General features: G+C 45.7%; 28 protein-coding genes. 18 read left to right on the top strand and 10 right to left on the bottom strand.

Annotated elements, in window-relative coordinates; translation table 11 throughout:
- Positions 1–111: 111 nt before the first annotated feature.
- The 3 genes from QL234_RS30930 to QL234_RS30920 all read right to left on the bottom strand — a co-directional run bounded on the left by QL234_RS30930 (position 112) and on the right by QL234_RS30920 (position 3,494).
- Positions 112–594: a hypothetical protein gene (locus QL234_RS30930; RefSeq protein WP_281561581.1), complete on the bottom strand. Its 483-nt coding sequence runs from the start codon at positions 592–594 to the stop codon at positions 112–114.
- Positions 595–927: 333 nt separating this feature from the next.
- Entirely contained in the window at positions 928–2,262 is a 1,335-nt protein-coding gene (locus QL234_RS30925; protein ID WP_281561580.1) for a hypothetical protein, read from the bottom strand.
- Positions 2,263–2,759: 497 nt separating this feature from the next.
- Positions 2,760–3,494: a hypothetical protein gene (locus tag QL234_RS30920; protein WP_281561579.1), complete on the bottom strand. Its 735-nt coding sequence runs from the start codon at positions 3,492–3,494 to the stop codon at positions 2,760–2,762.
- A 312-nt stretch (positions 3,495–3,806) separates the two neighbouring features.
- Between QL234_RS30920 and QL234_RS30915 the strand changes: the two genes are divergently transcribed.
- The 4 genes from QL234_RS30915 to QL234_RS30900 all read left to right on the top strand — a co-directional run bounded on the left by QL234_RS30915 (position 3,807) and on the right by QL234_RS30900 (position 5,904).
- The gene (locus tag QL234_RS30915; protein ID WP_281561578.1) at positions 3,807–4,271 is read left to right on the top strand and encodes a hypothetical protein; all 465 of its coding nucleotides are present in this window, start codon (positions 3,807–3,809) and stop codon (positions 4,269–4,271) included.
- A 153-nt stretch (positions 4,272–4,424) separates the two neighbouring features.
- Positions 4,425–4,979, top strand: a complete 555-nt coding sequence (locus QL234_RS30910; RefSeq protein ID WP_281561577.1) for a hypothetical protein — start codon at positions 4,425–4,427, stop codon at positions 4,977–4,979.
- Positions 4,980–5,059: 80 nt separating this feature from the next.
- The gene (locus QL234_RS30905; RefSeq protein WP_281561576.1) at positions 5,060–5,551 is read left to right on the top strand and encodes a type VI secretion system amidase effector protein Tae4; all 492 of its coding nucleotides are present in this window, start codon (positions 5,060–5,062) and stop codon (positions 5,549–5,551) included.
- The gene (locus QL234_RS30900) at positions 5,548–5,904 is read left to right on the top strand and encodes a hypothetical protein (RefSeq protein WP_281561575.1); all 357 of its coding nucleotides are present in this window, start codon (positions 5,548–5,550) and stop codon (positions 5,902–5,904) included. Before QL234_RS30905 ends, QL234_RS30900 begins: the two co-directional genes overlap by 4 nt.
- A 208-nt stretch (positions 5,905–6,112) precedes the next feature.
- Here QL234_RS30900 and QL234_RS30895 read toward each other — a convergent pair whose 3' ends face one another.
- Positions 6,113–7,513: an FAD-dependent oxidoreductase gene (locus QL234_RS30895; protein ID WP_281561574.1), complete on the bottom strand. Its 1,401-nt coding sequence runs from the start codon at positions 7,511–7,513 to the stop codon at positions 6,113–6,115.
- Between the two features lie 177 nt (positions 7,514–7,690).
- Here QL234_RS30895 and QL234_RS30890 point away from each other — a divergent pair, with 177 nt between their 5' ends.
- Positions 7,691–8,389: a response regulator transcription factor gene (locus QL234_RS30890; protein WP_281561573.1), complete on the top strand. Its 699-nt coding sequence runs from the start codon at positions 7,691–7,693 to the stop codon at positions 8,387–8,389.
- A gap of 91 nt (positions 8,390–8,480) precedes the next feature.
- Complete coding sequence (locus QL234_RS30885) at positions 8,481–9,800, top strand: ATP-binding protein (protein ID WP_281561572.1); 1,320 nt, start codon at positions 8,481–8,483, stop codon at positions 9,798–9,800.
- A gap of 66 nt (positions 9,801–9,866) precedes the next feature.
- On the opposite strand, the gene QL234_RS30880 is transcribed toward QL234_RS30885, so the two are convergent.
- From QL234_RS30880 to QL234_RS30860, 5 genes are all read right to left on the bottom strand, one after another.
- Positions 9,867–10,205 (bottom strand): DUF1971 domain-containing protein, encoded by a 339-nt coding sequence (locus tag QL234_RS30880; RefSeq protein WP_281561571.1) that lies wholly within the window; start codon positions 10,203–10,205, stop codon positions 9,867–9,869.
- Between the two features lie 160 nt (positions 10,206–10,365).
- Positions 10,366–10,872, bottom strand: a complete 507-nt coding sequence (locus QL234_RS30875; RefSeq protein ID WP_281561570.1) for an RDD family protein — start codon at positions 10,870–10,872, stop codon at positions 10,366–10,368.
- An 83-nt stretch (positions 10,873–10,955) separates the two neighbouring features.
- The gene (locus QL234_RS30870) at positions 10,956–11,276 is read right to left on the bottom strand and encodes a YdbL family protein (RefSeq protein ID WP_281561569.1); all 321 of its coding nucleotides are present in this window, start codon (positions 11,274–11,276) and stop codon (positions 10,956–10,958) included.
- Between the two features lie 8 nt (positions 11,277–11,284).
- The gene (locus tag QL234_RS30865; protein ID WP_044836031.1) at positions 11,285–11,467 is read right to left on the bottom strand and encodes a YnbE family lipoprotein; all 183 of its coding nucleotides are present in this window, start codon (positions 11,465–11,467) and stop codon (positions 11,285–11,287) included.
- Between the two features lie 61 nt (positions 11,468–11,528).
- Entirely contained in the window at positions 11,529–13,895 is a 2,367-nt protein-coding gene (locus tag QL234_RS30860) for a YdbH domain-containing protein (RefSeq protein ID WP_281561568.1), read from the bottom strand.
- A 376-nt stretch (positions 13,896–14,271) separates the two neighbouring features.
- Between QL234_RS30860 and QL234_RS30855 the strand changes: the two genes are divergently transcribed.
- Positions 14,272–15,372 (top strand): energy transducer TonB, encoded by a 1,101-nt coding sequence (locus QL234_RS30855; RefSeq protein WP_281561567.1) that lies wholly within the window; start codon positions 14,272–14,274, stop codon positions 15,370–15,372.
- 77 nt (positions 15,373–15,449) lie between these two features.
- Here QL234_RS30855 and QL234_RS30850 read toward each other — a convergent pair whose 3' ends face one another.
- A complete protein-coding gene (locus QL234_RS30850; protein WP_281561566.1) occupies positions 15,450–15,941 on the bottom strand; it encodes a hypothetical protein in 492 nt (163 codons plus the stop codon).
- Positions 15,942–16,217: 276 nt separating this feature from the next.
- Here QL234_RS30850 and ccoN point away from each other — a divergent pair, with 276 nt between their 5' ends.
- The 11 genes from ccoN to ttcA all read left to right on the top strand — a co-directional run bounded on the left by ccoN (position 16,218) and on the right by ttcA (position 26,562).
- Positions 16,218–17,657 carry a cytochrome-c oxidase, cbb3-type subunit I gene (gene ccoN / locus QL234_RS30845; protein WP_281561565.1) on the top strand — a complete coding sequence of 480 codons (1,440 nt, stop codon included), beginning with the start codon at positions 16,218–16,220 and terminating at the stop codon, positions 17,655–17,657.
- Positions 17,654–18,298 (top strand): cytochrome-c oxidase, cbb3-type subunit II, encoded by a 645-nt coding sequence (ccoO, locus tag QL234_RS30840; protein ID WP_281561564.1) that lies wholly within the window; start codon positions 17,654–17,656, stop codon positions 18,296–18,298. The genes ccoN and ccoO overlap by 4 nt, the downstream gene beginning before the upstream one ends.
- A 5-nt stretch (positions 18,299–18,303) precedes the next feature.
- Positions 18,304–18,486: a CcoQ/FixQ family Cbb3-type cytochrome c oxidase assembly chaperone gene (locus QL234_RS30835; RefSeq protein WP_281561563.1), complete on the top strand. Its 183-nt coding sequence runs from the start codon at positions 18,304–18,306 to the stop codon at positions 18,484–18,486.
- The gene (gene ccoP / locus QL234_RS30830) at positions 18,479–19,447 is read left to right on the top strand and encodes a cytochrome-c oxidase, cbb3-type subunit III (protein ID WP_281561562.1); all 969 of its coding nucleotides are present in this window, start codon (positions 18,479–18,481) and stop codon (positions 19,445–19,447) included. The genes QL234_RS30835 and ccoP overlap by 8 nt, the downstream gene beginning before the upstream one ends.
- A gap of 193 nt (positions 19,448–19,640) precedes the next feature.
- Entirely contained in the window at positions 19,641–20,135 is a 495-nt protein-coding gene (locus QL234_RS30825) for a FixH family protein (protein ID WP_281561561.1), read from the top strand.
- Positions 20,135–22,534: a heavy metal translocating P-type ATPase gene (locus QL234_RS30820; RefSeq protein WP_281561560.1), complete on the top strand. Its 2,400-nt coding sequence runs from the start codon at positions 20,135–20,137 to the stop codon at positions 22,532–22,534. Before QL234_RS30825 ends, QL234_RS30820 begins: the two co-directional genes overlap by 1 nt.
- Complete coding sequence (ccoS, locus tag QL234_RS30815) at positions 22,534–22,791, top strand: cbb3-type cytochrome oxidase assembly protein CcoS (protein ID WP_281561559.1); 258 nt, start codon at positions 22,534–22,536, stop codon at positions 22,789–22,791. The genes QL234_RS30820 and ccoS overlap by 1 nt, the downstream gene beginning before the upstream one ends.
- Positions 22,788–23,540 (top strand): sulfite exporter TauE/SafE family protein, encoded by a 753-nt coding sequence (locus QL234_RS30810; protein WP_281561558.1) that lies wholly within the window; start codon positions 22,788–22,790, stop codon positions 23,538–23,540. Before ccoS ends, QL234_RS30810 begins: the two co-directional genes overlap by 4 nt.
- 68 nt (positions 23,541–23,608) lie before the next feature.
- Entirely contained in the window at positions 23,609–24,334 is a 726-nt protein-coding gene (fnr, locus tag QL234_RS30805) for a fumarate/nitrate reduction transcriptional regulator Fnr (RefSeq protein WP_281561557.1), read from the top strand.
- 176 nt (positions 24,335–24,510) lie between these two features.
- Positions 24,511–25,440, top strand: coding sequence for a universal stress protein UspE (uspE, locus tag QL234_RS30800; protein ID WP_281561582.1), 930 nt, complete (start codon positions 24,511–24,513; stop codon positions 25,438–25,440).
- A gap of 225 nt (positions 25,441–25,665) precedes the next feature.
- A complete protein-coding gene (ttcA, locus tag QL234_RS30795) occupies positions 25,666–26,562 on the top strand; it encodes a tRNA 2-thiocytidine(32) synthetase TtcA (protein ID WP_281561556.1) in 897 nt (298 codons plus the stop codon).
- The last annotated feature ends 1 nt before the right edge of the window (position 26,563 follow it).

Genomic DNA, 26,563 nt, shown 5'->3' with positions numbered 1-26,563 from the left:
ATTCATTGTCTGCCTATCCTTAAACTCTGGTTAGAGTATCGTGTGATAGGCAGTTACACAAAATTATTTACAGTCTCACTACCCGATTTTCCTAGGTTTAAAAACTGGACATTACCAGCCTATTTTTACCACGTCATTACGACTTGAAGTGATTTCTGTCCCCCCCTGTCTGACATTACCAGAGCAACGGGCAAAATATACTTTTGTTTTATCACAGCCAAAAAGCTTACTAAGATAAGTTTTCGCTGCAGGTAAATTATGAGTCAGATTGCGCTGCTCAAGCTCCTGCTGCATCTTCATGTAATTAGCATCAGAAATTTTGTATTTAGTCACTAACTCCTTTTGTGATTCAAGCTCAGTTCCCCAAAAATCGATATTACCTAATACCAAAACAGAAACGACTTTTTTGGTGCTTATACCGTTTTGCATGGTTTCAATCGCTTTACTACTGCCATGATCCTGAACGCAATGTGTCGCCCAGCGATCACCATCCTGCAAAATACAAACAACTCCGATACAGCTGTCCATACCAGGAAAAGTAATATCTTCTTCAGAGCAGGCTTTTACTACTTGGTCTTCTCTACATTCTTTCATGAATTTCACCTCTTAATTTAAAACATCATTTCTGGTGATAAACAATTCATCACCAAAGGCACATATTTTGAGTAAAGAGCCAAATGATAAATAGGGTAAAAACAGGATTATCAAAATTCAATAAATCTGAGATTTCACCGAGTATTTAGCTGTTATTAAACAGATCTGGACACCAAAAAACAACAGACACTCATGCAAAGGAAATTAGTATGGGTGTCTGTGTTTCTTTGTATTTTTATTGGGTTAAGATAAACCCCTACCGCATCTATTGATCTCTATACAGTGACAGCGGTGGGTCAATCTTCACTTTCGGTGTGAAGTTATCTGTAATCGCTATCCTTTACCCGGAGTTGTAAGCCGGTCAAAGTAAAACCTTGTAGCAAAAGGTGTCCAGACATTATGAATACGCATTTCTGTTCTTTTTGCGTAATCTATCCATACATTGGTTTGAGTCCCTCCCGTAAAGCCCTTCCTGTCATTACTCTCTCTTATTGCCTCATTTGCAGCTGCCAATTCAACCTTTGAGACCGGCATAGAAAACGTATAGTCGGGGCCATATTCATTAGTACAGTTTGATATGGACGTAGCCCAACTGCTGGTAGTATCTGTAACGGCCCAGTCACCTGCTGAACTCTTACACAAAGCACGCTTTGTCGTTTCACAACTGAGATCTGTAAAATAACCTAACTCCTGGTTTTCGGCATCAGCAGCTCGTATAATTGCACAATGCTGACCATCGCTGTTTGGCAGCCCATTTTTCCAGCTCCAGACGAGTTCGTTAAGTCGAGTCGTTGTGACCCATGACCATTCATTACTATCAAGGCCAAACATATTAACGCCGCAATCCATTGCCTCCCTTAGCTCCTGATAACCATATACTCTACGTGGGCTTGTTCTACCTATGTTAGTATGATCCTCAACAACTCGGTACATTTGTGTATGATCAAGGTTACACATACCTTCAGCTTCAAGGTTGCTAGTATTCTTTTCTTCCTTTTTTGGCCCTAAATTAAATACCGTATTGCGGTATGATTGATTATTGCTACTGCCAACACCTCCGCCATAAAACATGAACAGCTTTCCAGCATCCCTGATCTCATCAAGAATAAACTCATCTGCTTCAAGGCGATCATTGTCGGGATCAAACCCAGGTCTATCGAGAGGGGTATAGAGCTTGTCTGCAAAATCTGGAACAGTAGCGATTATGTCAGCCAGCCTGCCTTGTATATCGTCGTTGCCTTTTTCGATTTGAATAAGAATGGGGGTGTAGTCACCATTGTTGTTTGAAGCATTAACAATTCGGGTTAGAAATCGATCAAGAAGATCATCACCGACATAGTCACACAGCCCATGGCACACTATAATTCTGTCGCCTGTTGTGGTGTACATATCTATCTCTAGCGACCTTGCGCCTAATTCCACCATCTCTGTAAAAGTATAGCGATGATTAGGGTCTATCGAGTAGCCGTAGTCTGTTGAATTAAATGCATTATGTGCTTGGAGTATGGTTGACTCTGATACGGTAGCGTAACGGTTTTCTATCTTGTTTTGTTCAAGAAATGCCTCTCGCTCCCATTCGACATTGTCTAAGTTTATTGCAAAAGACGTTGGGACAATCAATAGTGATGATAATGTAGCGCTTAATAACTTTTTATTTCTTTTAAACATAATTAGTTCCTTGTCTATTATGTATTCGTTTAAATTTTATTATTTGTTAAGAATTAATTTCTTACTTAAATAAGAATGACTTACATCATTAAAGTGTTATCAGCCCGTTATCGGGCAAGTACTTTTTAATGAATTTCCCCGCTTTTTGCCAAAGAGCTGGTATCTCCGGTACCCGGTTTTGCAAATCATTCTAAGCATACAAAACACAAACTGTGCCAACACAAAAAATCATTATTTTACAACAGCTAAAGATTAGCCATGAGTTGGAATCATTCAAAAAATGTCCAATGGACAATAGGGATTGATGTCAAATAGACATTCTTGCTGAATTAGCAACAGAGCTGGACATATATAGTCACCAGTTTATCGATGTCCATGCTTGCTCTTAATAGGCATATTTCAATTGCTGGCTGTCCGGCTTTTCAGCCTACCTGATCAGCCAAAGTGCAGATATTATTCAAACCCGCTCAAAGGGCAATTAATGGCTTACTATAACCTTAGTGGCACTGATTCGGGTCACCATCCGCATTTGATCTGGCCGCCTGATTAAGACAGGGATCATATTTTTGATACAGGTGTTCCAACCTGGAAAGATGCAATAATTCAAGGCATTTCAAACTTTGCATTTGTCCCCCCTGACTTGCGGGAAAATTTTTAACCAACTGCTCACCGACAAGCTGCTCCAGGGCAGTATAACCATCGGCTGAGATATTGCTGTCAGCTTTTATCTTATCGCCGGCAAGGTTAAGATCTGCTTTAACCCTTTCATCATCAAAAACACTGGCCATACACATCGCCAGCGCATAGTTACCAAAGTTGACCCTTTCCCTGCTCTGCCCGGCGTCAATACCGCTTTCATCATGCAAAAAAAGTGCATATCCTCCCCAGGCTAAAAGTACAAGCACAGGACTAAGCACGCAAAAAACGGTATTAGGTCGAACCCACACCTTAACTTTATAAATGCCTTTAATTTCATTCGGCATTAACCTGTGGCACTTTTGATATAAGCGTTTGATAATACGATAAGAGTGTAAGGAAGTGATTAACCATAAACTACTAAAAACGATAGCAAAGGCGATAATGAAGATTTTAAAATCGCCACTGGCATTGAGCTGGGCTGCCGCCAGTAAAACTGAATTGAGGGTAAGAAAAATCCCGGTTCTTAACAGCAGTAAACTGTCTTCTTTATCCCACCTCTCTCTGATTAATGCATACTTTTCCCGATAGTGCATACTAGGTCTCTGCTGTCGTGTCCCGGCTAACTATGTATTAGTCTGCATTGGCGCTTAATTCAACTCCATGGGCCTTGGCAGATGTTCCCTTAACCATATAGCAAAGCTGGACCCCCATTAGTTGGCGATATCTATTTGTTGTTGGCAGAACTGGACACCATTAATTGGGGACGCAAGCATAGACCCCCACATTCAACTTAGAAGTGCACCACCTATAATTTATTTCAGTCACTGCTTCAAACATTGGCTTTCTTGCAACCAAAGCTCTGTAAGCTATACATATAGGAAGCAAAGAATGTAAAAGGAATTACAATGGCTGCATGTTACACATCTGGTGATTTCAAAAAATATTTCAAAGAAAATATGAATGCATTAGGAGCTCCTGTGCCAACGGGCCTATTTGATACCTATCAAAAGGCTATAGGTACAGCTGCAACTATAGTGGGAACTCTGCATCTTCTTGGAAAGGGCGCGACGGTTGGTGAGTTAATAGCGGCTACTGTAGGCCTGGAAAAATTAGCTGTTGCTACAGCTTTCGGTGCAACATGTTATGTTGGTGTAATTATCGGTAGTATTGCTGTTGCTAGCGGAAGAGTTTTAAGTTGTGGTTCGCAGATGTCTGATATGTTTGTTTTCACCTATCAGAACAAGCTACAGTTTAGAGGTTGGCATTCTTTTTACCTTCAGAATCCACAAGTTTTGGACAAGTCTCACCCCTTTAGAAAAAGTGTAAGTTTAAGAGCTACATCTGCCCCTCATAGTTTCGAGTATACATAATGTCTAAAAATATAATAATTCTAATCGCATGCGTAATTATTGCTGGTTTATCATTGGTTTTCTTCCGGTTTTTTGGTGATTATGCATTTTTAATTATGATCGTCATTACATTTCTAGCATTAATTTCACGCGTAAAGCCCAAATTTGGAAACAATGACAAAGCTAAAAAGCCAAACAAGTAACATCCTCGATCTGTGGCAGACCACCATTGATGGCGGCCTAACTTCTACTTTTAACTTCGGTGAAAAATGGGAGGATTACCGCATGATGTATAAATTATTGATTTCTTTTGTATTAGCTTCTGTTTCGGCTTTTGGTTGTGCTTCTACAGAAAAACAAGAGACGTTAGAAATAATGGATATGAAAATTTTATTGAATACGAGTCAATGTACTATTAGTTCTGGCTCTCAGAATTTATCTACAGGAACAAAAGCTAACTGTTTCTTCATAAAAGAAAATAATTCCAGCAAAATACGTACTAAATATTACCAAGATATAGATTCTCATGTTGCTCTGATTGTCGGTAATTCTTTACCTAAAAACCGAGAATACCCTTTAACTATGCAACGAGATGACTGTGGCTCTACGATAAAAGCTTTAATTATCAATAAAAATGGAGTTAAGATCACTGAAAAGGAATTCACCAAAACCGCAACATGCGCAGGTGTGGGTAGCGACGAAAAAGAGTTTTATATTTTGTCACACTAAGCTGCTAATCGGGTAAGGGCAGGTATCTCACCAACCCCTCACAACCAAAGAGGTCCACTTCTTAACTTAAGGAGATAGTTATGAATAAGCTACCTAAATGGGAAACTTTAAAATCACATTATCCGGCATTACCTGCTGCCACAGTATTTAAGCAGATAGGTGGAAAAGTTGAATTTAATTTTGATATTAAAGTTTTCGGGAATGCATGTGCTACAAGGATATCCAAAGCGCTTAATGGCGCGGGAGGTATACATAGAATTCCGTATTATAAAGCTGTCGGCCCTAACGGAGAGTATGAAGGGCAAGTTTCATCTGGGAAAAATAAGCTTTGGTATATTTTTAGAGTGAGAATATTAAATAAATACCTTACTGAGAAATATGGTGCACCAGATACCTGTTTGCCGGAGGAGCATGCAGAAAAATTAAGTGGCCGCATGGGAATAATTATTTATGAAGTCCACGGTTGGACTGATGCTACAGGTCATGCTGATCTCTGGGATGGAAAAAAGTGCGTTTATAAAAACTATGGAAGTGTTTCTCATAATGTACTTTTTTGGGAGGCATCATCATGAAATATATTAAAATCATCTTTACTCTTGCTTGTCTTTTAAGTCTTTTCTCTTGCTCAATAACCAAAGCCGACAGAAATAACAATGCGCTATTGGACTTTGCAAAATCTAATTGTTTCTTTTGGTATTTTAAATCACAAAATTATGACACTGAAGAAATTGGAAAAATTACTTCAGGTATTGTTGAAATGAGTAGTTATTCTGCTGAAAAATTTCAAAAAGTAGCGCTTTTGGTGAAAGAATATGCTCCGAATGTTCATACAAAGCAAAACGTGGATATTCAGTTGGCAAAATGCTTTATTTTAGAATCAGATAAAGCATTTATTGCTGAATTACATGCGATAAGAGAATTATAACAAGTGAAGCCTTCAATCTGTGACAAGTAACAAGCAAAATATTTCATATGATATTCAGGGTAATAACTTGATTTATACATGCCTTGCCAGGCAAGGAGTAGATATGATGCAACCCCGGATGACAGGCAGTTAAGGCATTAAAACATGTAAAGCCGGGCAAGTACTCCTTCTTACCCGGCTGATGCCAATGCCTTGAAAACTTTTCTGATTAATTCCGCACCTCTTCAAGGATCTCGGCAGCCGCCCGCTCTCCTGACAAATAGGCGCCATGGACCGTAGACGGATATTCACTGTGGGTGGCTTCACCGGCGAAGAAGATTTTGCCCACTACCGGCGCTGCCAGCTCTTCCCTCATTTCACTCGTTGCCCCCTGAGGAACATAAGAATATGAGCCATAACTAAAAGGGTCTTGCGACCAGCGGGTAATAAGATGGCCGGTCGGCTCTGGAATATCCGCCCCGTAAAATTTGCGAAGCTCTGCCATGGCCAGGGACACGGTTTCATCATCGCTTAGCGCCTCTATCTCGGTGCCGTAACTGCCGACATTAAACGCCAGCAATACAGGTTTTTCGGTAACTTTACTCAGGTTAAGCCAATAACTCCAGTGGCCTTTTAGCTCGCTGGCCTGGGCAATGTTATCAACGCTGTTGTCCCAGAAAATTTGTGGGAAACGCAGATAAAGTTTGTTCATTACCCCCATGTCCAGCCCATGGATCGCCGCTTGTTTTTCCTCAGGCAAAGCCGGGATAAAGTCGATCACTTCTTTTTTCAGCACACCCAAAGGTACGGTAACCACCACATAATCGGCGCTGAACTCTCCCTGGCTGGTACTTACAGTCACCTTGGCATTTTGGTAATTGATGCTTTGCACATAGGTATTTAATTGAATATTCAGTCCCTGCCCCAGGCCGCTCACCAGGGCGTCGTATCCTTGGGGAAAGAGCACGTCCGGCCCGTCAAAACTGTCGTTGTCGAAAAGACCGGCTATGGTGACTTTGTCGGCGTCGGCGGCAACTTCCTGTTCAATATTGCTGTTGACCATATAATTGATTTCCACCTCGGTTAACCCGTCTAAATCACCGCTTTCGCGGGCTGCTTCTACCGCATCCTGTATAGTGGCATCACTGTTAAAGGTGGCAAGCACCATGGCATGGTTCATTACCGCATCCTGGGCCGGTTCTATCTTGGCATCAATTTGCGTGTCGATATTGCCCTGCGCATCATAGACAACATCGTTGTCGTAATCCCATTCCTGCAAAGGCTGGTTTAACGATTGTGCCAGGGCATGGATGGGATTGCCCTGTATGCCGTGAATCCAGCTGGCGCCAAGGTCAAGGGCCTTGCCCCAGGAGCGGTCACTCCAGGTTCTGCCGCCGATGCGGTCCCGCCCTTCAAGCACAGTCACCTCAAGCCCGGCATCGCTAAGCTGTTTGGCGGCCTTCATGCCCGACATACCGGCGCCGATAACAATAACGCTTGCCGGTGATTCCTGGTTATTGTTAGCCGGATTTTCCGCCTGCCCGGACGATTTACCGCTCGATCCGCAACCGGATAACACAGACAAAGCGGCCAGAATAAATAATGCTTTCGTTTTTCCTGTTAAGGTCATATTAACTCCAATGTTGATATTCTCATGAAAGCTAATTTACCAGTGTCAAACCTGAGTTTCCGTCAGCCCCTGTCGTGAATTGTCAGCTAATGTAACCGGCTGAAAAATTCCCTTTCGCTCAATAACCAAAATGTCTATGATGATGAAAAACCAAGGTAAAGGTGCATATTGCCAGCAATGAGTCCAGAAACAGCCCAGCAGCAGACAAGATTATTGATTGTTGAAGATGACAAACGTATCGCAAAATTAATGCTGCAGTTTTTACGCTCCGAGCAGTTTGTTGTCGACTGGCTGCAAAGCGGCGAAGAGGCGGTGGACCATATCCGGCAGACACCGCCGGATTTGGTGATCCTGGATCTTATGCTGCCGAAAATGGACGGGGTTGAAGTGTGCAGCGCCATCCGCCCTGATTTTGATAAAGGGATTTTAATGCTGACCGCCCATGAGGGCGATATTATCGAGGTCACGGCATTAAATGCCGGGGTGGATGACTTTTTGTGCAAGCCGGTACGCACCCATGTTTTGCTTGCCCGTATCCATGCCCTGCTGCGCCGCCAGTCAAAACCACAGCAAAGCCAGATCACGGTGAAAGATTTGCTGATAAACCACGATAAGCGCACCGTATCCCGCAACGGTAAAAACATTGCCTTAGGAGAGGCAGAATTTGAGCTGTTGTGGCTGCTCGCCTGTGACGTCGGCACAATAATCAAACGCGATGAGCTGTTTCATCTTTTGCGGGGCAAGGAATATGACGGCCTTGACCGCTCGATTGATATGCGCATTTCCAAGCTGAGAAAAAAGCTCTCCAAAGATAGCCCGGGCAGCGATTATATCCGCACCATCAGGCAGCTCGGCTACGTGCTGGTTAAAGACTAAGCCGATATGCTTATGATATGCCCCGATAACGCCAGCCCATGCCCGTTAACCTTTGCTAAAAGGCTTTCATCACCATGTTAAAGGTTTTGCTATGCGCACCCTAGCCGTTATTTTATACCTGAGCATAGTCAGTTGTTTATTGCTGGCCAGCTATGCCACAGAAACCCTGCTTGATGACTATTACCAGGAAGAGATCCGCGAAGAATACCAGCAATATGCCCAGCTGATCACCTTGCTGATAGCCCGGGAGCTTGGCAGCGATAACGCCCATAACCAGCAAAGACTGGCGTATTGGCAGAACTATCTTGATGAGGAGGTGGAAAGTATCGAACTGATCCCCTTGCCTGAAAGCATCACAGCCCAGTCGCCAAGTTATGCCCGTATTCTTGATATCAGCGATCAAACCGACAACCTGGAAGTGGTCTCGGCCCTGCCGCCACATGGCGACGACCATCCCTCTCTGAAAAATAAGGCGCTGAAATTTCATTTTATCAGCAGCTTTTCCGATGAATACATAGGTGTTTATTACCTGGGTGTAGTTGCCATCTATTTTTTCCTTGCGCTGATCATTTCCCTGCTCTCCTGGGCCATGTACCGTTATTTACGGCAAGTTGCCAAGGTGTCCCGCGCCTTGGCCGGCGGCGATTTTACTTCCCGGATGCCGACCTACCGCATTCCGGCGCTGCAAGAGCTTGGCAACGACATCAACCAGATGGCCACGGCGCTTGAAGATAAAACCCAGGAAAACATTATTCTCACCGGCGCCATCCACCATGAACTGAGAATACCGGTTACCCGGCTGCGCCTGGCGCTGGATATTGCCTTAAGCGGCGGCTCAGAGGAAAGTATCCGGGAATTACTGCAGGACATGGATGAAGATCTGGAAGAATTGTCTGCCCTGATGGAAGAAATTCTCACCATTTCCAGACTGAGGTTAAACTCGGTTGAAATTGCCAGGGAAGAAGTCGGCCTGCAGCAAATACTCGACCGGGTTATGGCGCAGATTGACGAGCAAATTAAAGACACCAAGGCCGAAATAACAGTCAGCCTCAGCACAACCCCGGAGTTTTCAGTTTGGGCCAACCCTACCCTGCTTGAGCGCGCCCTGTTTAATGTCATCAGCAACGGCATAAAATATTGTCAAAGCCGGGTGGACATCACCTTGAGCCGGGAAAAAGATCAAGTCATTTTATCGGTCGTCGACGATGGCCCCGGCATAGAAGAAGATGAAAGAGCACGGATTATAAAACCCTTTTACCGCACGGATAAAAGCCGTAACCGGGACACAGGGGGATTTGGCCTGGGACTGGCAATAGCCAACATGGTGGTCAAAGATACTTGTGGCCGGTTAAGCATCACCGACAGCCCCCTTGGCGGCGCCCGGGTAAGTTTCCATTGGCCGGCTCAATAAAGGCCAGCTAAGTTTAACCGCTACAAGTTCCGACGCTAAAAGTTCGCTTGTTGCAATCTGTCACTCTTATTCGTGACGCTCACTGCGGTTTTGCACCACGATATCCGAGTCTTTTTGCGCGTAAAAATCCACCCTGAAACGGGTCGTATCGCTGAGAAATTCCACCTTATGCCAATACTCGGGAGGAGAAACGGCAAAGTCACCGGCTTCAATAATAATTTCCTGCTCAACGTCTCCCCGCCTGTCGGCGAAACCGTAAAACTTCAGTTGGCCGTTGAGCACACAAATTTTACCGTACACCCCGGCCCGGGTATTGTGAAGGTGTAGAAACATCTTAGGAACATTATCCACCGTCATTTCCTGGGTGGATTTGTAATTAACATAATCTTCGGGAATAGCTGACATCTGGGTACTCGTTAACAGTAAGCAAGGTTTACCCAAGCTTACCCGGTATAGCAGCGGGAGCAACCAAATTCAGGCCAAATCAAATTTTTTTCATTTTCACCAATCAAGATATGCTCCCGGGCCTTAAACGGATATTAATGAGCAGCCGGGCTTATCGGCCTTAACTTTCTGCCGGATAGTTCCGGATCACCACAGTATTGGCAAGCTTATCATGCCAGCCCTGCTTCTTTTTATCCCAGCCCACCGACAGCATGCCGTAGCCAAAAGGGATAATAGAGAGAAAATAACCGAAATAACGGAGGATACATTGTCCCCTTGTCGGTTTATTGCCGGTTTTGGCATCGACAATTTTGGCATTTACCAGCATTTTTCCCGGCGTCGCTTGCTTGTAGAGCCAAAAAGCGATCACCGCTACCACGGGGAAAACCCAGCTGATAAGGAAATCCGCCGGTCCGGCAACAAGTTGCTCAAACTCCAAATATTCTTTGCCGTACAAAGCCAGCAACAAAGGCCAGCTGATCAGCACCAGGATAAACGAGTCGACGATGGACGCCATTACCCTGGCCCAGAAGCCGACATAACAAACTTGCTGAGGATTGCCTGCCCACTTTATTTCAGCTGGCTGTTCACCATTAGCATCGATATTGTCATTCATTTCACGGGTCATAATTTCACTACATTGTTGATCATGGTTTGACCGGGCATATCAGAGCTGAATTCATCTATACCCGTTCACATAAAGCTACAGGACTATTTTTTCTTCCACTTGCCCGAGCTGGTTTTAATATAATTGCCCTTGGCGGTTTTATTGATAAATTTTTCCCCGGCCAAAGCGGCAACATCGGCAACCGAGGTCTTATTTTTCTTGGCAATGGCTTTAAAACGCGCCAGGCGCTTTTTATTCACCGTCAGCATCAAGGCTTTCGCCTCACTGTTTTCTTTGACCAGCCCCAGATAACCGTCGGCCTGTTCGCCAAGATAACCTGCGCTCTTCGCGTCTTTTAAGGTTAAGGCATGGGCGGCAAAGGTCAGTAAACAGGCCAATGCGGCTGTGATTAATTTAATTTTCATGTTACCCCCTAAAATAATTCGTCGTCACTGATAATTTCATCTAACTCTTTATCCACCTTGATGCGGATTTCATGCTCTATTTTTACATTGAGGTTTATGGTGATCGGCTTGTCCGGCACCGCCACCTCCACCGTGGGGGTACAGCCAAACAATAACAGGGCTATTGTCAGGGCCGATAATTTCATTTTCATTGCTAACTCCTTAAGGCTTTTTAATAAAGCGATATTTTATGTTCTGATAGACATTTTCTGTTTACTTGTTAATTGCTTTTTCTATATTTTCACTTAACCGCTCGGCAAGCCGTAAAGTACGTAATAACAGGAACAGGTTTTCGTCATGTTGATAATTAAAATGAACGGGCTCGACAAGCTCAGGGTTTTTCCCTTGAACCGACACTTTGAGCAGGGTTGAACCGTCGGACATCATACTAACTTCACTATCCAGGTGCTGATAATGTAACTCCTTAAGGGCATCCAGGGAGAACTTTAACTGAGGTTGAGTCTGTTTTAATTCCTCTACCGCCGGATTACCATCGACTTTGATCAAACCTCCCCCCTGATTCAGCAATTTTCCCTGGTTAATGCTTATACCATCTGCGTTGTAGCTAAAAGGCAATTTACCATCAATAAAACCTGTCATTTCAATACCGGGTTGCTGTTGCAAAGCAACCAGCTCAGTTAACGAGATATGCTCTAAAATCAACTCCCCCGAAATATCCTGTCCGGGCGCAACCTCTAACGGCGTTATGGAAAAACCGCCATCAAGCAGTTTTCCCTTAAAGCTATTTAGGTGATACAGCCAATTATTTTTATCCCAGGAAAATGTCCCCCGGGATTGCATATCTGCGATGTTGACACCAACATTGACTTGCCCGGAATTAAGCCCGAGCTGCCCGCAACTCAACTTTGCCAGTTGCCAAAAACAGGACCAACCGGCATTGATATCACTAAAAGCAATATCATCATAACTGCCAAAGCTGTTAACTAATTGTCCCGACACCTTGCCGCTCAGTGCCCGTGTCTCCAACTCGAATTCATAGTTGAGTTCATTGCTAATTTGACCATCCAGGGTGAGTAACTCAGGTAGCTCCACCCTGCCAAGTAACTCAGATAAAGGCGTGCTATCAAGTATGGCGCGACCCTTTACGATATTATTATTAACCAGATGTTCGCTGGTTAAGCTAAGGGAGTCATCTAGTCGCCATACGCTCTCTGCACGGAAATTATCAGCCGCTTGCCATACCGCATGCTCAGCCCAGATCTCCCCAAAGCTCTGCTGACTTACCTCTACCTGCTCAAAAGTTGAAGTAAAAAACAACTTGTCACTCAGCTGGATTGTTCCGTCACTCAGCTGAATAAGCGTCGGCTTAGTCAGCGCAAAAGTTCCTTGTTGCACCTTCTGCTCTTGATGCCTGATCTCTGTCAGTAATATCTCTCCCGCCTTTATTGTCAGCTTAGTTTCTGCAGGCGAATGGCTCATTTCACCAGCCGAACTGAGCGCCACTTTCCCCAGTTGTTTAATTGGCTGTTGCTGCTGATAATCAAGCTGCCAGTTAATGACCTGCTTTTGCTCTGCAATGGTAAACTCAGGCAACTTAATGGTTATTTCACCCTTTTTGAGCTGGCTGTATAGCTGTAAATGACCGGACAGTAGCTGGTTATTGATATCCAGGGCAACAGTGCTGCCGGGAGAAACAAATACCTGCTGCGGGATATTTTCCTGTAACAAACGGTCAATGTCTTGTCCAAAATCTTGTTGCTTAAGCTTGGCCTTAAGCGTTTTAACGGTATCAGCAGCGGCTTTGATCCTTAACCCGGTATCTTGGCCGGTTATCATCTCTAAAGCCGCGTCACGATAATTGAGGATAAAATCTCCATCAACAACAAAACTTGCCGCTTCCCCGGTTACCCCTGACAGATCCAGGCGGCTATTGCTCACTTGATTGCTTGAGGTTAAAGCCCAGCCCGCAGCTGCCGGCACCAGGGTAAAGTCACTGCTAAGCTCACCGGTTATCATCAAGGGTTGGTCAAAATAGCGTTCAACCAGGGAGTTCAGCTTACCCAGATCAGCAGTTAACTTGCCGGCAACAGCCCCGGGCTCAAAATCACTTTGTAAACTTACCAAGTCTTGCTGGTCTGTCTTTAAGTTCATGCTGACTTTTGTCCCGGCCGTAAAAGTTAAGTGACTATCCTCCAGCAGCAACTTATCGGCGGCCTTCTTCTGATGAGAAAATAGCTCAGTGTTAAGCGCCTTTATCCTGATTTCAGGTAAGGTGGCGAATATTGACAACAATTGGCGATAAAAAGCTGAGCTGTCAGTACCGGCTGATTTTTCTTTTGGCAATAATTGAGACAGGCTGTCGATATCCAGCAACAGTTGCCCTTTTTCTAAAATAAGCCGACTGAGCCAGTAAGGCTTTTCTGGCGCCAGTTGCAGCTGAAAACCTGACAAACTGAGCTGACTTTTTTCCTGCGTTAAGGCCAAATCACTGAAGGTTATAAAATCGGGATTTATCTGTTCAATTTTCAGGGCACTGACTTCCAGCTTTAACTCACTGTGATAGTGTTTCAGATAATAATTCGCACTAAGGCGCAACAGGTGATCAAAATTAACCGCCAACAGCACAGCCCCGACCGGAATCAGCAGGAGAAAAAGCCACAACCACCATTTATTGACTGTTTTGATACCGGCGTTGATAACCTGCTCCTTTCTCGGGTTAAGCCATTAAAAAATTGAAAGATATCACTATAACAAAATAATACTCGGGGATGAAAACTTCCCCGGGACAATTAAGCAACAAAATATTATTTACTTGCCAAGCCTACCTTGCCTAAACTGAACCTGAGCTTAACCGGCAGCACTGCCATGTTATTTTGGCTGAATCCTCCGCAATCATTCCCCATGTAATCAGCTGTAATGTAATTAATACGTTAATTGCTTGAGATAAATAAGTAAAAGCCTATACTGCCCCTTCACCAGTTAACAAGGATCCCTGATGTCACTGATAAAAGCTCTGTTACCCCTTTCCCTTTCCCTTTCGGCGATAACCTTGTCTTTCCCGGGGTTAGCAAGTCCTGCAGATGCAAACCCTGGCGCTAAAGTTAAACAAATCACCACCATTACAGATGCCGTGATCGAGCACAGGCAAGTGGCCAAATATCCGCTAGAAGAAGCCAAAAATGGACGTGAAGGTTGGACAACATTAAGTTATGTGATTGAAACCGATGGCTCTGTTAGCAATATCCTGGTGGAAAAGTCATCAGGACGAAAAAGCTTTGATAAGGCGGCAATTTGGGCAGCAAAAAAATGGCGTTATCAGCCAGCGATGGAAAATGGCAAACCGGTACAACAGTGCCAAAACACTGTCAGAATCAACTTTACTATGGGAGAAGACAAGGCCACCGTCAGTCGGAAGTTTCTCCGTCAATATCAAGATATCCTGGCATTGCTAGAAAAAGATGATCTGGCCCTGGCCAAAGAAAAAATTGACCAGTTGAAAACCTTTAAACAATGGCGACTAAGCGAGGAAATGTACTATTCATTGGCCCGGGCAAGCTATGCCAGAAAAACCGATGACAAAGTACAAGAATTAGCCAGCCTGAATCAGGCATTAGCGGTCAATACCAATCAGCTTACCCCCGAATTTCAACTTTCTATCTTACACAAGGTTTATAACCTGAACCTGGAGCTGAACCGCTTGCAAGAGGTACTGGCAACCTATGACCAAATAGCAAGCATTGCCGGGGATGAAGCCCAGCTCAAACCCTTCAAGGAAAACCTGGAGATTGTTAAAGGTTTTATCAATGGCGGCCAGGACATCCTCCTAAATGGCGTCATAGGAGAAAGTAACATCTGGAATCATACCTTAGTCAGAAAAACGTTCTCCCTGGCAAATATCCAGGGAAGTTTAAACAAGCTCGATGTGCGCTGCGCCAATAAACGTCATGTCTTTACCGTAGAAAATAACACCAGCTGGGAAATTCCAGAAAGCTGGCAACGCTGCAGCGTTTATGTTTACGGAGAGAGCAATACTCAGTTCCAGTTAATTGAGCACCCAAAAGCCCCGCAAACCTTAGCAGCTGTCACGAAAAAATAACGGCAAACGTTTCCATCCCGGAGCAGGTATTTTACTCACACAAACTTGCTCCCGGAACAAATACCTGCTCTCTTCTACTATTCGTTACTGCTGGGAAAGTCGATAAAAAACTGCTGCTTATTACCGGAATGACTTTCACCGTCCGCAACTTGCCCGGCAAACTCCGCAGTAAGCCATAAGCGCCAGATCATAGAAGGCTGGGCACAGCTGCCTAACATGACTTCCGCCAAGTATTGATGTTCGCTTTGCCCGGTAAGAAACAAGGGGATCTTGCCCATAAACATATCCCGGCCTTCAAGATAACCGCTGATATTTTTTACCGACTGCTTGCCCTGATATTCAACGGTGACCTCAAAAGGCGTCTCGGTCAGCACCTTGTCGGCATTAAACAGCACACGAAAGTCGCCACCGGGAGTGCGGACAACACATTCACTTTGCTGCGCCAGGCACTGTGGTTCAACTTTAACGTGGCTTTTTTTATCCGCCGGCTGACAACCGGCAAGCAAACTAAAAACGAAGCTAAACATCAAGATAAAGACAGGGGAAAGCACGGGAAAAATTTTGTACATAATAAAACCGATAACCTACTTAAAAAACTGCTTAAATACCGACTTAATTCATCTTTTCAGACATCAAGTTTAATTTTTTTGATTTAGAACATATTTTACTACATCTGCAGATGACATTTTAGCCGTAAGTGATTATGATGCGCCCGGGATTAAAAGTCATATCTGTATTCTTTATCGTTTTCGACTATAAATAATACAGATATTTGGCCGTGAGCTAAATGACTTCATAAAAATAACCCGAATTTTGTAATTCATTATCACTGCGGAAACCATAACATGAGTCAAAGTAATACGTCAGCAGTTGACTACAACATGACCGTTGTACGTCAATTTACTGTAATGACGGTAATCTGGGGATTCGTCGGAACACTCGTTGGTGTTCTAATTGCTGCACAGTTAATCTGGCCGGCATTGAACTTCGATACCCCCTGGCTTACCTATTCTCGTCTTCGTCCACTACATACCAATGCTGTTATCTTTGCATTCGGTACCAGTGCTTTGTTTGCTACTTCTTATTACGTGGTACAACGTACCTGTAAAACAACGCTTTTTGGCGGTAGTTTAGCATCCTTTACCTTCTGGGGCTGGCAGGCAGTTATTGTTGCCGCAGCAATCACCTTACCCTTAGGTTACACCTCTAGTAAGGAATACGCAGAATTAGAATGGCCAATCGATATCCTGATTGCCGTGGTCTGGGTTTCTTATGCCATCGTTTTCTTTGGTACCCTAATTAAGCGAAAGACGTCCCACATTTACGTGGCCAACTGGTTCTTCGGTGGTTTCATTATCACGGTTGCGGTATTGCACATAGGTAACTCTATGGTGATCCCTGTGTCTATGATGAAGTCTTATTCCCTTTACTCAGGCGCCATCGACGCCATGATGCAATGGTGGTACGGCCATAACGCGGTAGGTTTCCTGTTGACCGCCGGTTTCCTGGGTATGATGTACTACTTTGTTCCTAAGCAGGCAGAACGTCCTGTTTATTCTTACCGCTTATCTATTGTTCACTTCTGGGCACTGGTTTCCCTGTACATCTGGGCCGGTCCTCACCACTTACACTACACCGCCTTACCTGACTGGGCTCAGTCTGTTGGTATGGTAATGTCAGTGGTATTATTCCTACCTTCCTGGGGTGGTATGATCAACGGTATTATGACCTTATCCGGTGCCTGGCATAAACTTCGCCACGACCCGATCCTGCGCTTCCTGATCGTTTCCCTGTCTTTCTACGGTATGTCTACCTTCGAAGGTCCGATGATGGCGATCAAGTCGGTAAATGCTTTATCCCACTACACCGACTGGACCGTAGGTCACGTTCACTCTGGTGCTCTTGGTTGGGTTGCCATGGTATCTATCGGTGCTATGTACCACCTGATCCCTATCCTGTTTAACCAGGGCCGTATGTACAGCATCCGTCTGATCAATGTTCACTTCTGGATGCACACTGCAGGTATCGTACTTTATATCGTTGCCATGTGGATCTCCGGTGTTATGCAAGGTTTGATGTGGCGTGCGGTAAACACCGACGGTACTTTAACCTACAGCTTTGTTGAGAGCTTAACTGCTTCTTATCCTTTCTATTTCATGCGTTTCTTAGGTGGTGCCCTGGTTGTTGCCGGCTTTGTGATCATGATTTACAACATGTTTAAAACCATCCGTGCCGAAGACAGAAGTCTTGAGCGCGTTGAAGCAGGTCAGGAGGCAATGGCATGAAAAATAAACATGAACCGTTAGAGAAACACGTTGGCTGGTTCTTTATTGCAACTATTGCTGCCATCAGCATCGGCGGCCTGGTAGAAATCACGCCGTTGTTTTTCCAAAAAGAAACGACAACGCCGGTTGATAACCTAAGACCTTATACCGCCCTTGAACTTGAAGGACGTGATATTTATATCCGTGAAGGTTGTCATACCTGTCACAGCCAGATGATTCGTCCGTTCCGCGCCGAAACCGAGCGCTACGGTCACTACTCGGTTGCCGGTGAGCACGTTTGGGAACATCCGTTCCTGTGGGGCTCTAAGCGTACCGGTCCTGATCTGGCCCGTGTTGGCGGCCGTTACTCTGACGATTGGCACCGTGTTCACCTGATTGACCCGCGTGCGGTAGTACCTGAGTCGAACATGCCTTCCTTTAAGTGGTTGGAAGAAGACCTCCTGGACGGTGAGTTAACAGGCAAAAAAATGGAAACATTTAACATGTTAACTAAAAACCGTGGCCATAAAAATGAGCAAGGCGAATATATTCCTTTGTACTCGGCTGAAGATATTGCCGGTGCCAAGAAAGCCGTTGCCGGTAAGAAGGAAATGGACGCCCTGATTGCTTACTTGCAATCCCTTGGTCATGCATTGAAGTAATGACCATGGATTACGGCACGCTCAGAGGGTTTTTTGCCCTCCTTATATTGGCACTATTTATTATCATTGTGATCTGGTCATACAGCAAAAAACGTAAATCGTCGTTTGATAACGCCGCCAAATCGATTTTTGAAGAAGACGATCGCAAAGAGAAAAACAACGAACAGGAGACTAATAAAAATGTCTAGCTTCTGGAGTATCTGGATATCAGTTCTCACACTAGGTACATTAGTGGGTTGCTACCTGCTACTGCGCATGTGTTTAAAAAACTTTGCCGGCGTTAAAGAAGGCGAGTCTATGGGTCATGAATTTGACGGCATAGAAGAGTTGAATAACCCTTTACCTAAATGGTGGAGTACTTTCTTCTTAATTACCATCATCTGGGGCTTCGGCTACCTGCTGCTTTACCCTGGCCTGGGCCAGTGGCAAGGTCTGTTTGGCTGGAAGAGTTCTAACCAGGGCATTTTAAGCCTGGAAGAGTCTAAAGCCAAAGTTGCCCAAGCAAAAGAGCAAGGTTTACTGGTAGAGTATGACCGCGAAATGGCAGCCGCCGATGAAAGATTCGGTCCTATCTTTACCGCCTATGCACAGCGTAGCATCGAAGATTTGGCCAAAGACGGCGACGCGTTAAAAGTAGGCCAGCGCCTGTTTTTACAAAACTGCTCTCAATGTCACGGCTCTGATGCCCGCGGTACCACTGGCTTCCCTGACCTGACCGATAAGGACTGGTTATACGGCGGCAGCCCTGATGTGATCAAAGCAAGTATTATGCACGGCCGTAAAGCCAACGGCATGATGGCCTGGGAAACCGCTGTTGGCGGTGAGCAAGGGGTTAAAGAAGTGGCGGCTTATGTGTTAAGCCTGAGCGGACGTGAAGTAAACCCTGAGCATGCCAAAGCCGGTCAAACCAAGTTTGCCATGTGTACCGCCTGTCACGGCGCAGAAGGTAAAGGCAGCCTGGCCATGGGCATCCCGCTGGGTGCTCCTAACCTGACTGATAATACCTGGTTATACGGCGGCTCTCAAAAAGCGGTAGAAGAATCTATCCGTAACGGCCGCGCCGGTGTCATGCCACCTTGGGCCGACATTTTGGGCGAAGAAAAAGTCCATGTCATCAGCGCCTATGTCTACAGCTTATCTCAAAACTGATTTGTTGACGAACAAAGCAGTTTAGTTAAGATAAAACAAAGCCTTAACAACTTAAGTTGTTAAGGCTTTTTTATTGGCCGCTGTTAAAAATTTTCCCTGAAAAGCGACAAAAAAACGCAGGTTTTGTTGGTTCACAGCGAAGAAAAACAGTACAATATCCCCCTCGTATTAAGCAGATAAACCTTTCGAAATAATGAAAACTTCCTGGTATAAAGAACCCTGGGCCTGGCTGATCTTTACCCTGCCCGCCATCGCTATCGTTGCCGGTGTTGCCACCTATATCATTGCCAACCATGAACCCGACGCCCTGGTGATCGGCGACTATTATAAAAAAGGCAAAGCCATTAACCTTGAACTGGGTAAAATCAAGCAGGCACAAAAACTGGGAATACGTTTTAATTTAACCCTGACGGATGACAGCCTGGTATTAAGCCCGACCGGCATAGAAAAAGAATTTCCGCTGCTTAATGTCAATTTTCATCACGCCACCCTGGCAGAGAAGGACTTTTCCCTGGTGCTGACCGCCGACGGTAATGGCGATTTTCGCCAAGCCCTGGAGCAAAGAGTAAGCGGCAAATGGAAAATTACCATTACCCCGTTTGAAAATCACTGGAAGATACAGGACACCCTGCACTTACCCCGGGTTGAAACCATAGAGATAGTACCCGACGTTACCGAAGCAAACTAATGTCCAGCAGTTGTTATCATTGTGGCGAGCCTGTCCCTAAAGGCGTAGAGCTGAGTGTTTGTATCGAACAAATCCAGCAAGTGATGTGTTGTATCGGCTGTCAGGCGGTGGCCCAGACCATCGTCGACAATAACCTCACCGAGTATTACCGTTTTCGCACCGAGCCCGCCAATAAAGGCGCGGCCCTGGTACCGGAGCAATTGCAGCGCCATCAGCTACTCGATGACGAAAACCTGCAGCATGACTTTATTTACCAGGACGAAAACAGCAAAGAGGCGATTTTAACCGTCGATGGTATCAGCTGCGCCGCCTGTGCCTGGTTGATTGAAATGCAGCTGGACAAAGTTCCGGGACTGATTTCGGTAAATGTCAACGCCACCACCCAAAGGGCCCGGGTACAATGGGCGGATGACAAAGTTAAACTCAGTGAAATTTTATCCACCCTGGACAGCATCGGCTACCATGCCCTGCCCTTTAAAGCTTCATTGGTGGAAGAGAAAAACAAGGCGCAATCCAAGGCCTTTATCAAACGTTTAGGCATCTCCGGTATCCTGATGATGCAGGTGATGATGATCGCCATCGGCCTCTATTTTGGCGCCTTTTCTGATATGTCCGCCCATAACCTGGTGTATCTGCGCTGGGCCAGTTTCCTGTTAACCATACCTGTGGTGACCTACGGCGCCTTCCCTTTTTATCTCGGCGCTGTAAATACCTTAAAACTCAAACGCCTGTCGATGGATGTGCCGGTCTCGATCGCCATCATTTTATCCTTTATTGCCAGCGGCTGGGCCACCATCAGCCAGCAAGGCGAAGTGTACTTTGAGTCGGTATCCATGTTTACCTTCTTGTTGCTGGTGGGCAAATTTCTCGAATTTCGCGCCCGTGCCCGGGCAGCAGAAGTTTCCGCCAACCTGCTCAAACTCATGCCCATGACCGCCACGAAACTTGAGCTTGAAGATAACAACAGCAAAGAAGTCCTGGTGAGCGCAAAAAGCTTACAGGCTTTAGATAAAGTCATTATCAAACCGGGTGAAGTGGTCCCGGCGGACGGCACTATCGTCAGCGGCCAAAGCCAGTTGAATGAGGCCATGTTATCCGGCGAGCAATTGCCGCTGGATAAAGGGGTTGGCGATAACATCTTTGCCGGCACCATCAATGGCGACGGCAATTTAACCATGGAAGTGAAACAGGACGTCAACCATTCCTTTTTAAGCCAGCTCATTCGTTTAAGTGAAAGTACCCAGGCCCATAAACCGAAACTGGCACGACTGTCGGATCAAATCGCCCAGTATTTTGTGGCCATTATTTTATTAACCGCCATTGGCACCGCCTATTACTGGCACCAGCATATGCCCGAGGAAGCGTTTTGGATCACCTTATCGGTATTGGTGGCCACCTGCCCCTGCGCCTTATCCCTTGCCACACCAACGGCATTAACCTGCGGCACCACCCGGTTAAACCGCGACGGCATCATGGTGAAATCCGGCCATGTGATGGAAACCATCCCCCAGATAGACTGCTACGCCTTTGATAAAACCGGTACGCTCACCACGGGTGAATTTGAAATTACCCGGGTAGCACTGCCCGGCACCGGCGATGGGCAAGATCAGGAGCAAGCCCTTAAAATTGCCGCCGCGCTTGAAGCCTATTCACAGCATCCGCTGGCAAAACCTTTTGCACAATACCGAGATTTTTCCTACCAGATTCGTGATGCCAAGGTACATCCGGAGGCCGGTATTTCAGGTATGGTCAACGGCAAAAGCTACCGGGTGGGCAAAGTCAGCTGGCTACTGTCCGCCAAAGAGCTGGAGCAATACCGGGACGCACAATGTGTCTTGATGGCCGATGATGAGCTTATCGCCGCATTTTACCTGGAAGATAAGATCCGCGAAGATGCCGGGCAATTACTCTCTGCGCTTAAAGAAATTGGCACTAAAACCATGATGCTTTCCGGCGACAGCGCCAGCGGCTGTGACTCGGTTTCACGCCAGCTGCCCCTGGACCAGGTAAGCAGCGGCTTAAGCGCAGAAGATAAAATGGCCATCATCAAAACCGAGCAGCAAAGCCATACCGTGGCTATGGTCGGCGACGGCGTTAATGATACCCCGGTCTTTGGCGCAGCCCATGTCTCTATCGCCATGGGCAGCGGGACAGATGTTGCCAAAAGCGGCGCCGATGTCATCTTATTAAGTAACCGGCTGAGCAGTGTCAGTACCTTAAAAACCCTGGCAATCAAAACCCGCAAGATTATTTTCCAGAACTATGCCTGGGCATTCGGTTATAATGCCATAGTATTACCGTTGGCGGTTGCCGGTTTGATCACCCCTTATATGGCGGTGATCGGCATGTCTGCCAGCTCTATCTTGGTTATCACCAATTCATTAAGGCTGTTAAAGTAATGAGTGTCATTTATGTGTTAATCCCGATCGCGGTCTTGTTGACCGCATTGGGCATATATCTGTTTTTCTGGGCGGTTAAAACCGAACAGTTCGACGACCTGGAAAAGCAAGGTTTAAGCATTTTATTCGAGGATGAAACCCGCTCCGCAGAAAAAGGCCAAGATGAACAGGCACAAGCAGCCGAGCCGTCATCACAGCAGGAAGACTCACAACTAAAAACGGATAAAGCCAGCGATAACAACAGAGCAGCTGAATGACCCTGGATCTGATCTCGGCTTTTTTTATCGGTATTTTAGGGGCGGGACATTGCGTGATGATGTGTGGCGGCATCACCACTATGCTTACTTCCGCCCTGCCCGCCAATCAGGCAAAACAAAAGCAAAACCAGGCACAAGTCATAACTGTACAGCCGGCGCAAGCCCCGCAACAAGCCTCTCCACTTCCGCCAAAACCCAACAAAACCATACTGGTGCTTTGTTATAACCTCGGCCGTATCGCTTCTTATAGCCTGATTGGCGCCATAATCGGCTTTACCGGCTCTTTTGCCGCCCGCAATGCCGGTATGCCGTTAAACGGATTACGCCTGGTAGCCGGAGTCTTTTTAATTCTGCTGGGACTCTATATGGGCCAATGGCTGATGTGGCTTAACCGTATCGAGGCGCTGGGCAAAGGGTTATGGCGGCGCATCTCGCCGCTCAGTAAAAAAATGATCCCGGTAGACACCGCCACCAAGGCACTGGCACTTGGCGGCTTATGGGGCTGGCTCCCCTGCGGCCTGGTCTATTCCACCCTGACCTGGTCAATGGCCAGCGGCAGCGCTTTTAACGGCGCCGCTATCATGTTTTTTTTCGGCTTAGGCACCCTGCCGGCATTAGTGACCATGTCCTTTGGCATGATCACAGTCAAACAACTGCTGATTAATAATATTTTCCGTAAAATCATGGCCTTTTTTATAATACTTTATGGTATTTACAGTCTTTTGGTTGCATCAAGACTGGTGTTCTAATACCATGCGCCCATAGGTTATACTTAGGTCATAACCTGAGTATTCGGCAGCAAGGATTATCATCTATTATGTACAATAAACAATGTGGTCAAAGTCAACATATTCACTGTCAAAACTGTAGTATCAGTGAACTATGCTTACCTTTTAGCTTAAACGACCAAGAGCTAGATACCCTGGACAATATTATCGACCGTAAGCGTCCAATCCACAAAGGTGATAACTTATTCCACGACGGCGAAACGCTGCAATCTTTGTACGCAGTGCGCTCGGGCACCTTTAAAACCTTTACCGTCAACGAGCAGGGTGAAGAGCAGATCACCGGCTTCCACCTGGCAGGCGACCTGCTGGGATTTGACGCCATTGCCAATACCGAACACCCAAGTTTCGCCCAGGCACTGGAAACCGCTATGGTGTGTGAGATCCCATACAACACCCTGGACTCACTGTCTAATTCCATGCCCAAGCTTAAAAAACAAATTCTGCGCCTGATGAGCAATGAAATTAAAACAGATCAGGATATGCTGACCCTGTTAAACCGTAAAAATGCCGAACAAAGGGTTGCCACTTTCCTGGCGACCTTAAGCCAGCGCTACCATGCCCGCGGCCTGTCGTCATCGGAGTTTCGCCTGACCATGACCCGCAGCGACATCGGCAACTATATCGGCTTAACGGTTGAAACCATCAGCCGCTTGCTTAATCGTTTCCATAAAAACGGCCTGATCCATGTCGACGGTAAGCTGATCCGCATCCTGGATATCGACCAGTTAAACGAAACGGCCTTACTTAAGGAATAGCCCGGCTTACCTCTCAGCGCCGCCAGGAATATTTTTCCGCACAGGGGTTTTAGTCTATGCTTGTAGGTGATATTGTCATTATAGCGTTCGATAATAACTTGATTTAAAACAATTAATAATCATAGTTATTATCGCATTATAATGGCATATACCTTTTTAAGCATATGGAGCCGATGATGGAAAAGTATCAGAATATCCTGGTGGTCATAGATCCAACCACCCACGAACAAAAAGCCCTCAAGCGCGCCATCGAATTAGCCGTACATACCAAAGCCGTGATCACGGCATTTGTCAGTATTTTTGATTTTTCCTATGAAATGACTACTATGCTTTCCAGTGAAGAGCGTGAAGTCATGCGAAAATCCGTGATCAGCGACCGGGAAATCTGGCTCGACGATGTTATCAGCGCTATAGAAACCCATGATCTGACCATCAAAACGAAAGTGATCTGGCATAACCGTCCTTTTGAAGCCATTGTCGAGCATGTGCTTAATGACAAATATGATATCGTGATCAAGGGTACCCATCAGCACGATAAATTAAAATCGGTTATTTTCACCCCCACCGACTGGCACCTGCTTCGCAAATGTCCCAGTCCGGTACTGCTGGTTAAAGATCATCAATGGCCGAAAAACGGTAATATCCTGGCGGCAATCAATGTCGGCAGCGATGAGAGCGAACACCAGTCGCTGAACCATAAAATTACCGAAGAAGCGGTCAATTTATCGAAAATTATTCAGGCCAATGTCCACCTGGTGAACTCTTTTCCCGGTACCCCGGTCAATATCACCATAGAAATTCCGGAGTTTAATTCCAGCCAATATAACGACAGCATGCTGCAGCATCATAAAGAAGCCATGACCGAGCATGCCGCCAAGTTTGAAATACCGCCGGAAAATACCCGGGTCGAAGAAGGCTTGCCGGAAGACGTGATCGACCGGGTATCACAACGCCTGGATGCTGAACTGGTGATTTTGGGCACTATCGGCCGTACCGGCTTATCTGCGGCCCTGATCGGCAATACCGCCGAACATGTCATCGACCGGCTTAATTGCGACGTACTGGCACTCAAACCCGAAGGTTATATTTCTCCCCTGGCCTCATAAAGCCGCTTATCAATATCAGCCAATAAGCCCTTAGCTTATTGGCTGATATGGCAATAGCTACAGCGCCCCGGACGTTACCGACTCCACCCGACCAGCAGCCCGAACAATTAATTGATGCTAATCATTTAAGAAAAGACAAAATCACTTTATAATCCCCGCCTAATATCCAAAGTCAGTACAAAAAAGGTCAACTATCCCCTCAACGGGATACGATGAAATTGAACGATGAATCAGCAAGATGTAAATAAAGAGTCCGTAGAATTCAACAAACTGGAGAAAAAACTCAGGCGAAATGTTGGTAATGCCATCGTCGATTACAACATGGTCGAAGACGGCGACGTCATCATGGCCTGTATCAGCGGCGGTAAAGACTCTTTTGCTATGCTGGATATCTTGCTGAAACTCAAACAAGTCGCGCCGATAAAATTTGATGTTATCGCGGTTAACCTGGATCAGAAACAACCTGGCTTTCCCGAGCATATTCTGCCCGAGTATTTTAAAAGCTTAGGCGTGCCTTACTACATCATAGATAAAGACACCTACAGTGTGGTCAAAGAGAAGATCCCCGAGGGCAAAACTACCTGCGGCCTGTGCTCAAGATTACGCCGCGGCACCCTGTATTCTTTTGCAGAAAAAATCGGCGCCACCAAAGTCGCTTTGGGCCACCATATGGATGATATCGTTGAAACCATGTTTTTAAACATGTTCCACGGTGCCCGCTTAAAGGCGATGCCGCCGAAATTACTCTCTGATGATAAAAGAAATATAGTGATCCGCCCGTTGGCCTACTGCCGGGAAAAAGACCTGATCAGCTACGCCGAAAAGCGGGAATTTCCCATCATCCCATGCAATTTATGCGGCTCCCAGGAAAACCTTCAGCGCCAGAATGTTAAAGCCATGCTGAACGAATGGGACAGACAGCATCCTCAACGGGTATACAGCATTTTTAAGTCCATTCAAAATGTCAGCCCGAGCCAGTTGGCGGATGAAGCGCTTTATGGTTTTAAAGACCTGGCCATAGATCGCAGCGGCGAACGAAAAGAATACGAATACAGCTCAGAAGAGATCTCTTCTTCCGGCACAGGTACCGAAGTCCAGTACTTCGACATTAACAATTTATAGA

It is taken from the genome of Thalassomonas sp. RHCl1 (assembly GCF_947387555.1).
Lineage (GTDB): Bacteria > Pseudomonadota > Gammaproteobacteria > Enterobacterales > Alteromonadaceae > Thalassomonas.
This window is presented reverse-complemented; position numbering and strand designations above follow the sequence as displayed.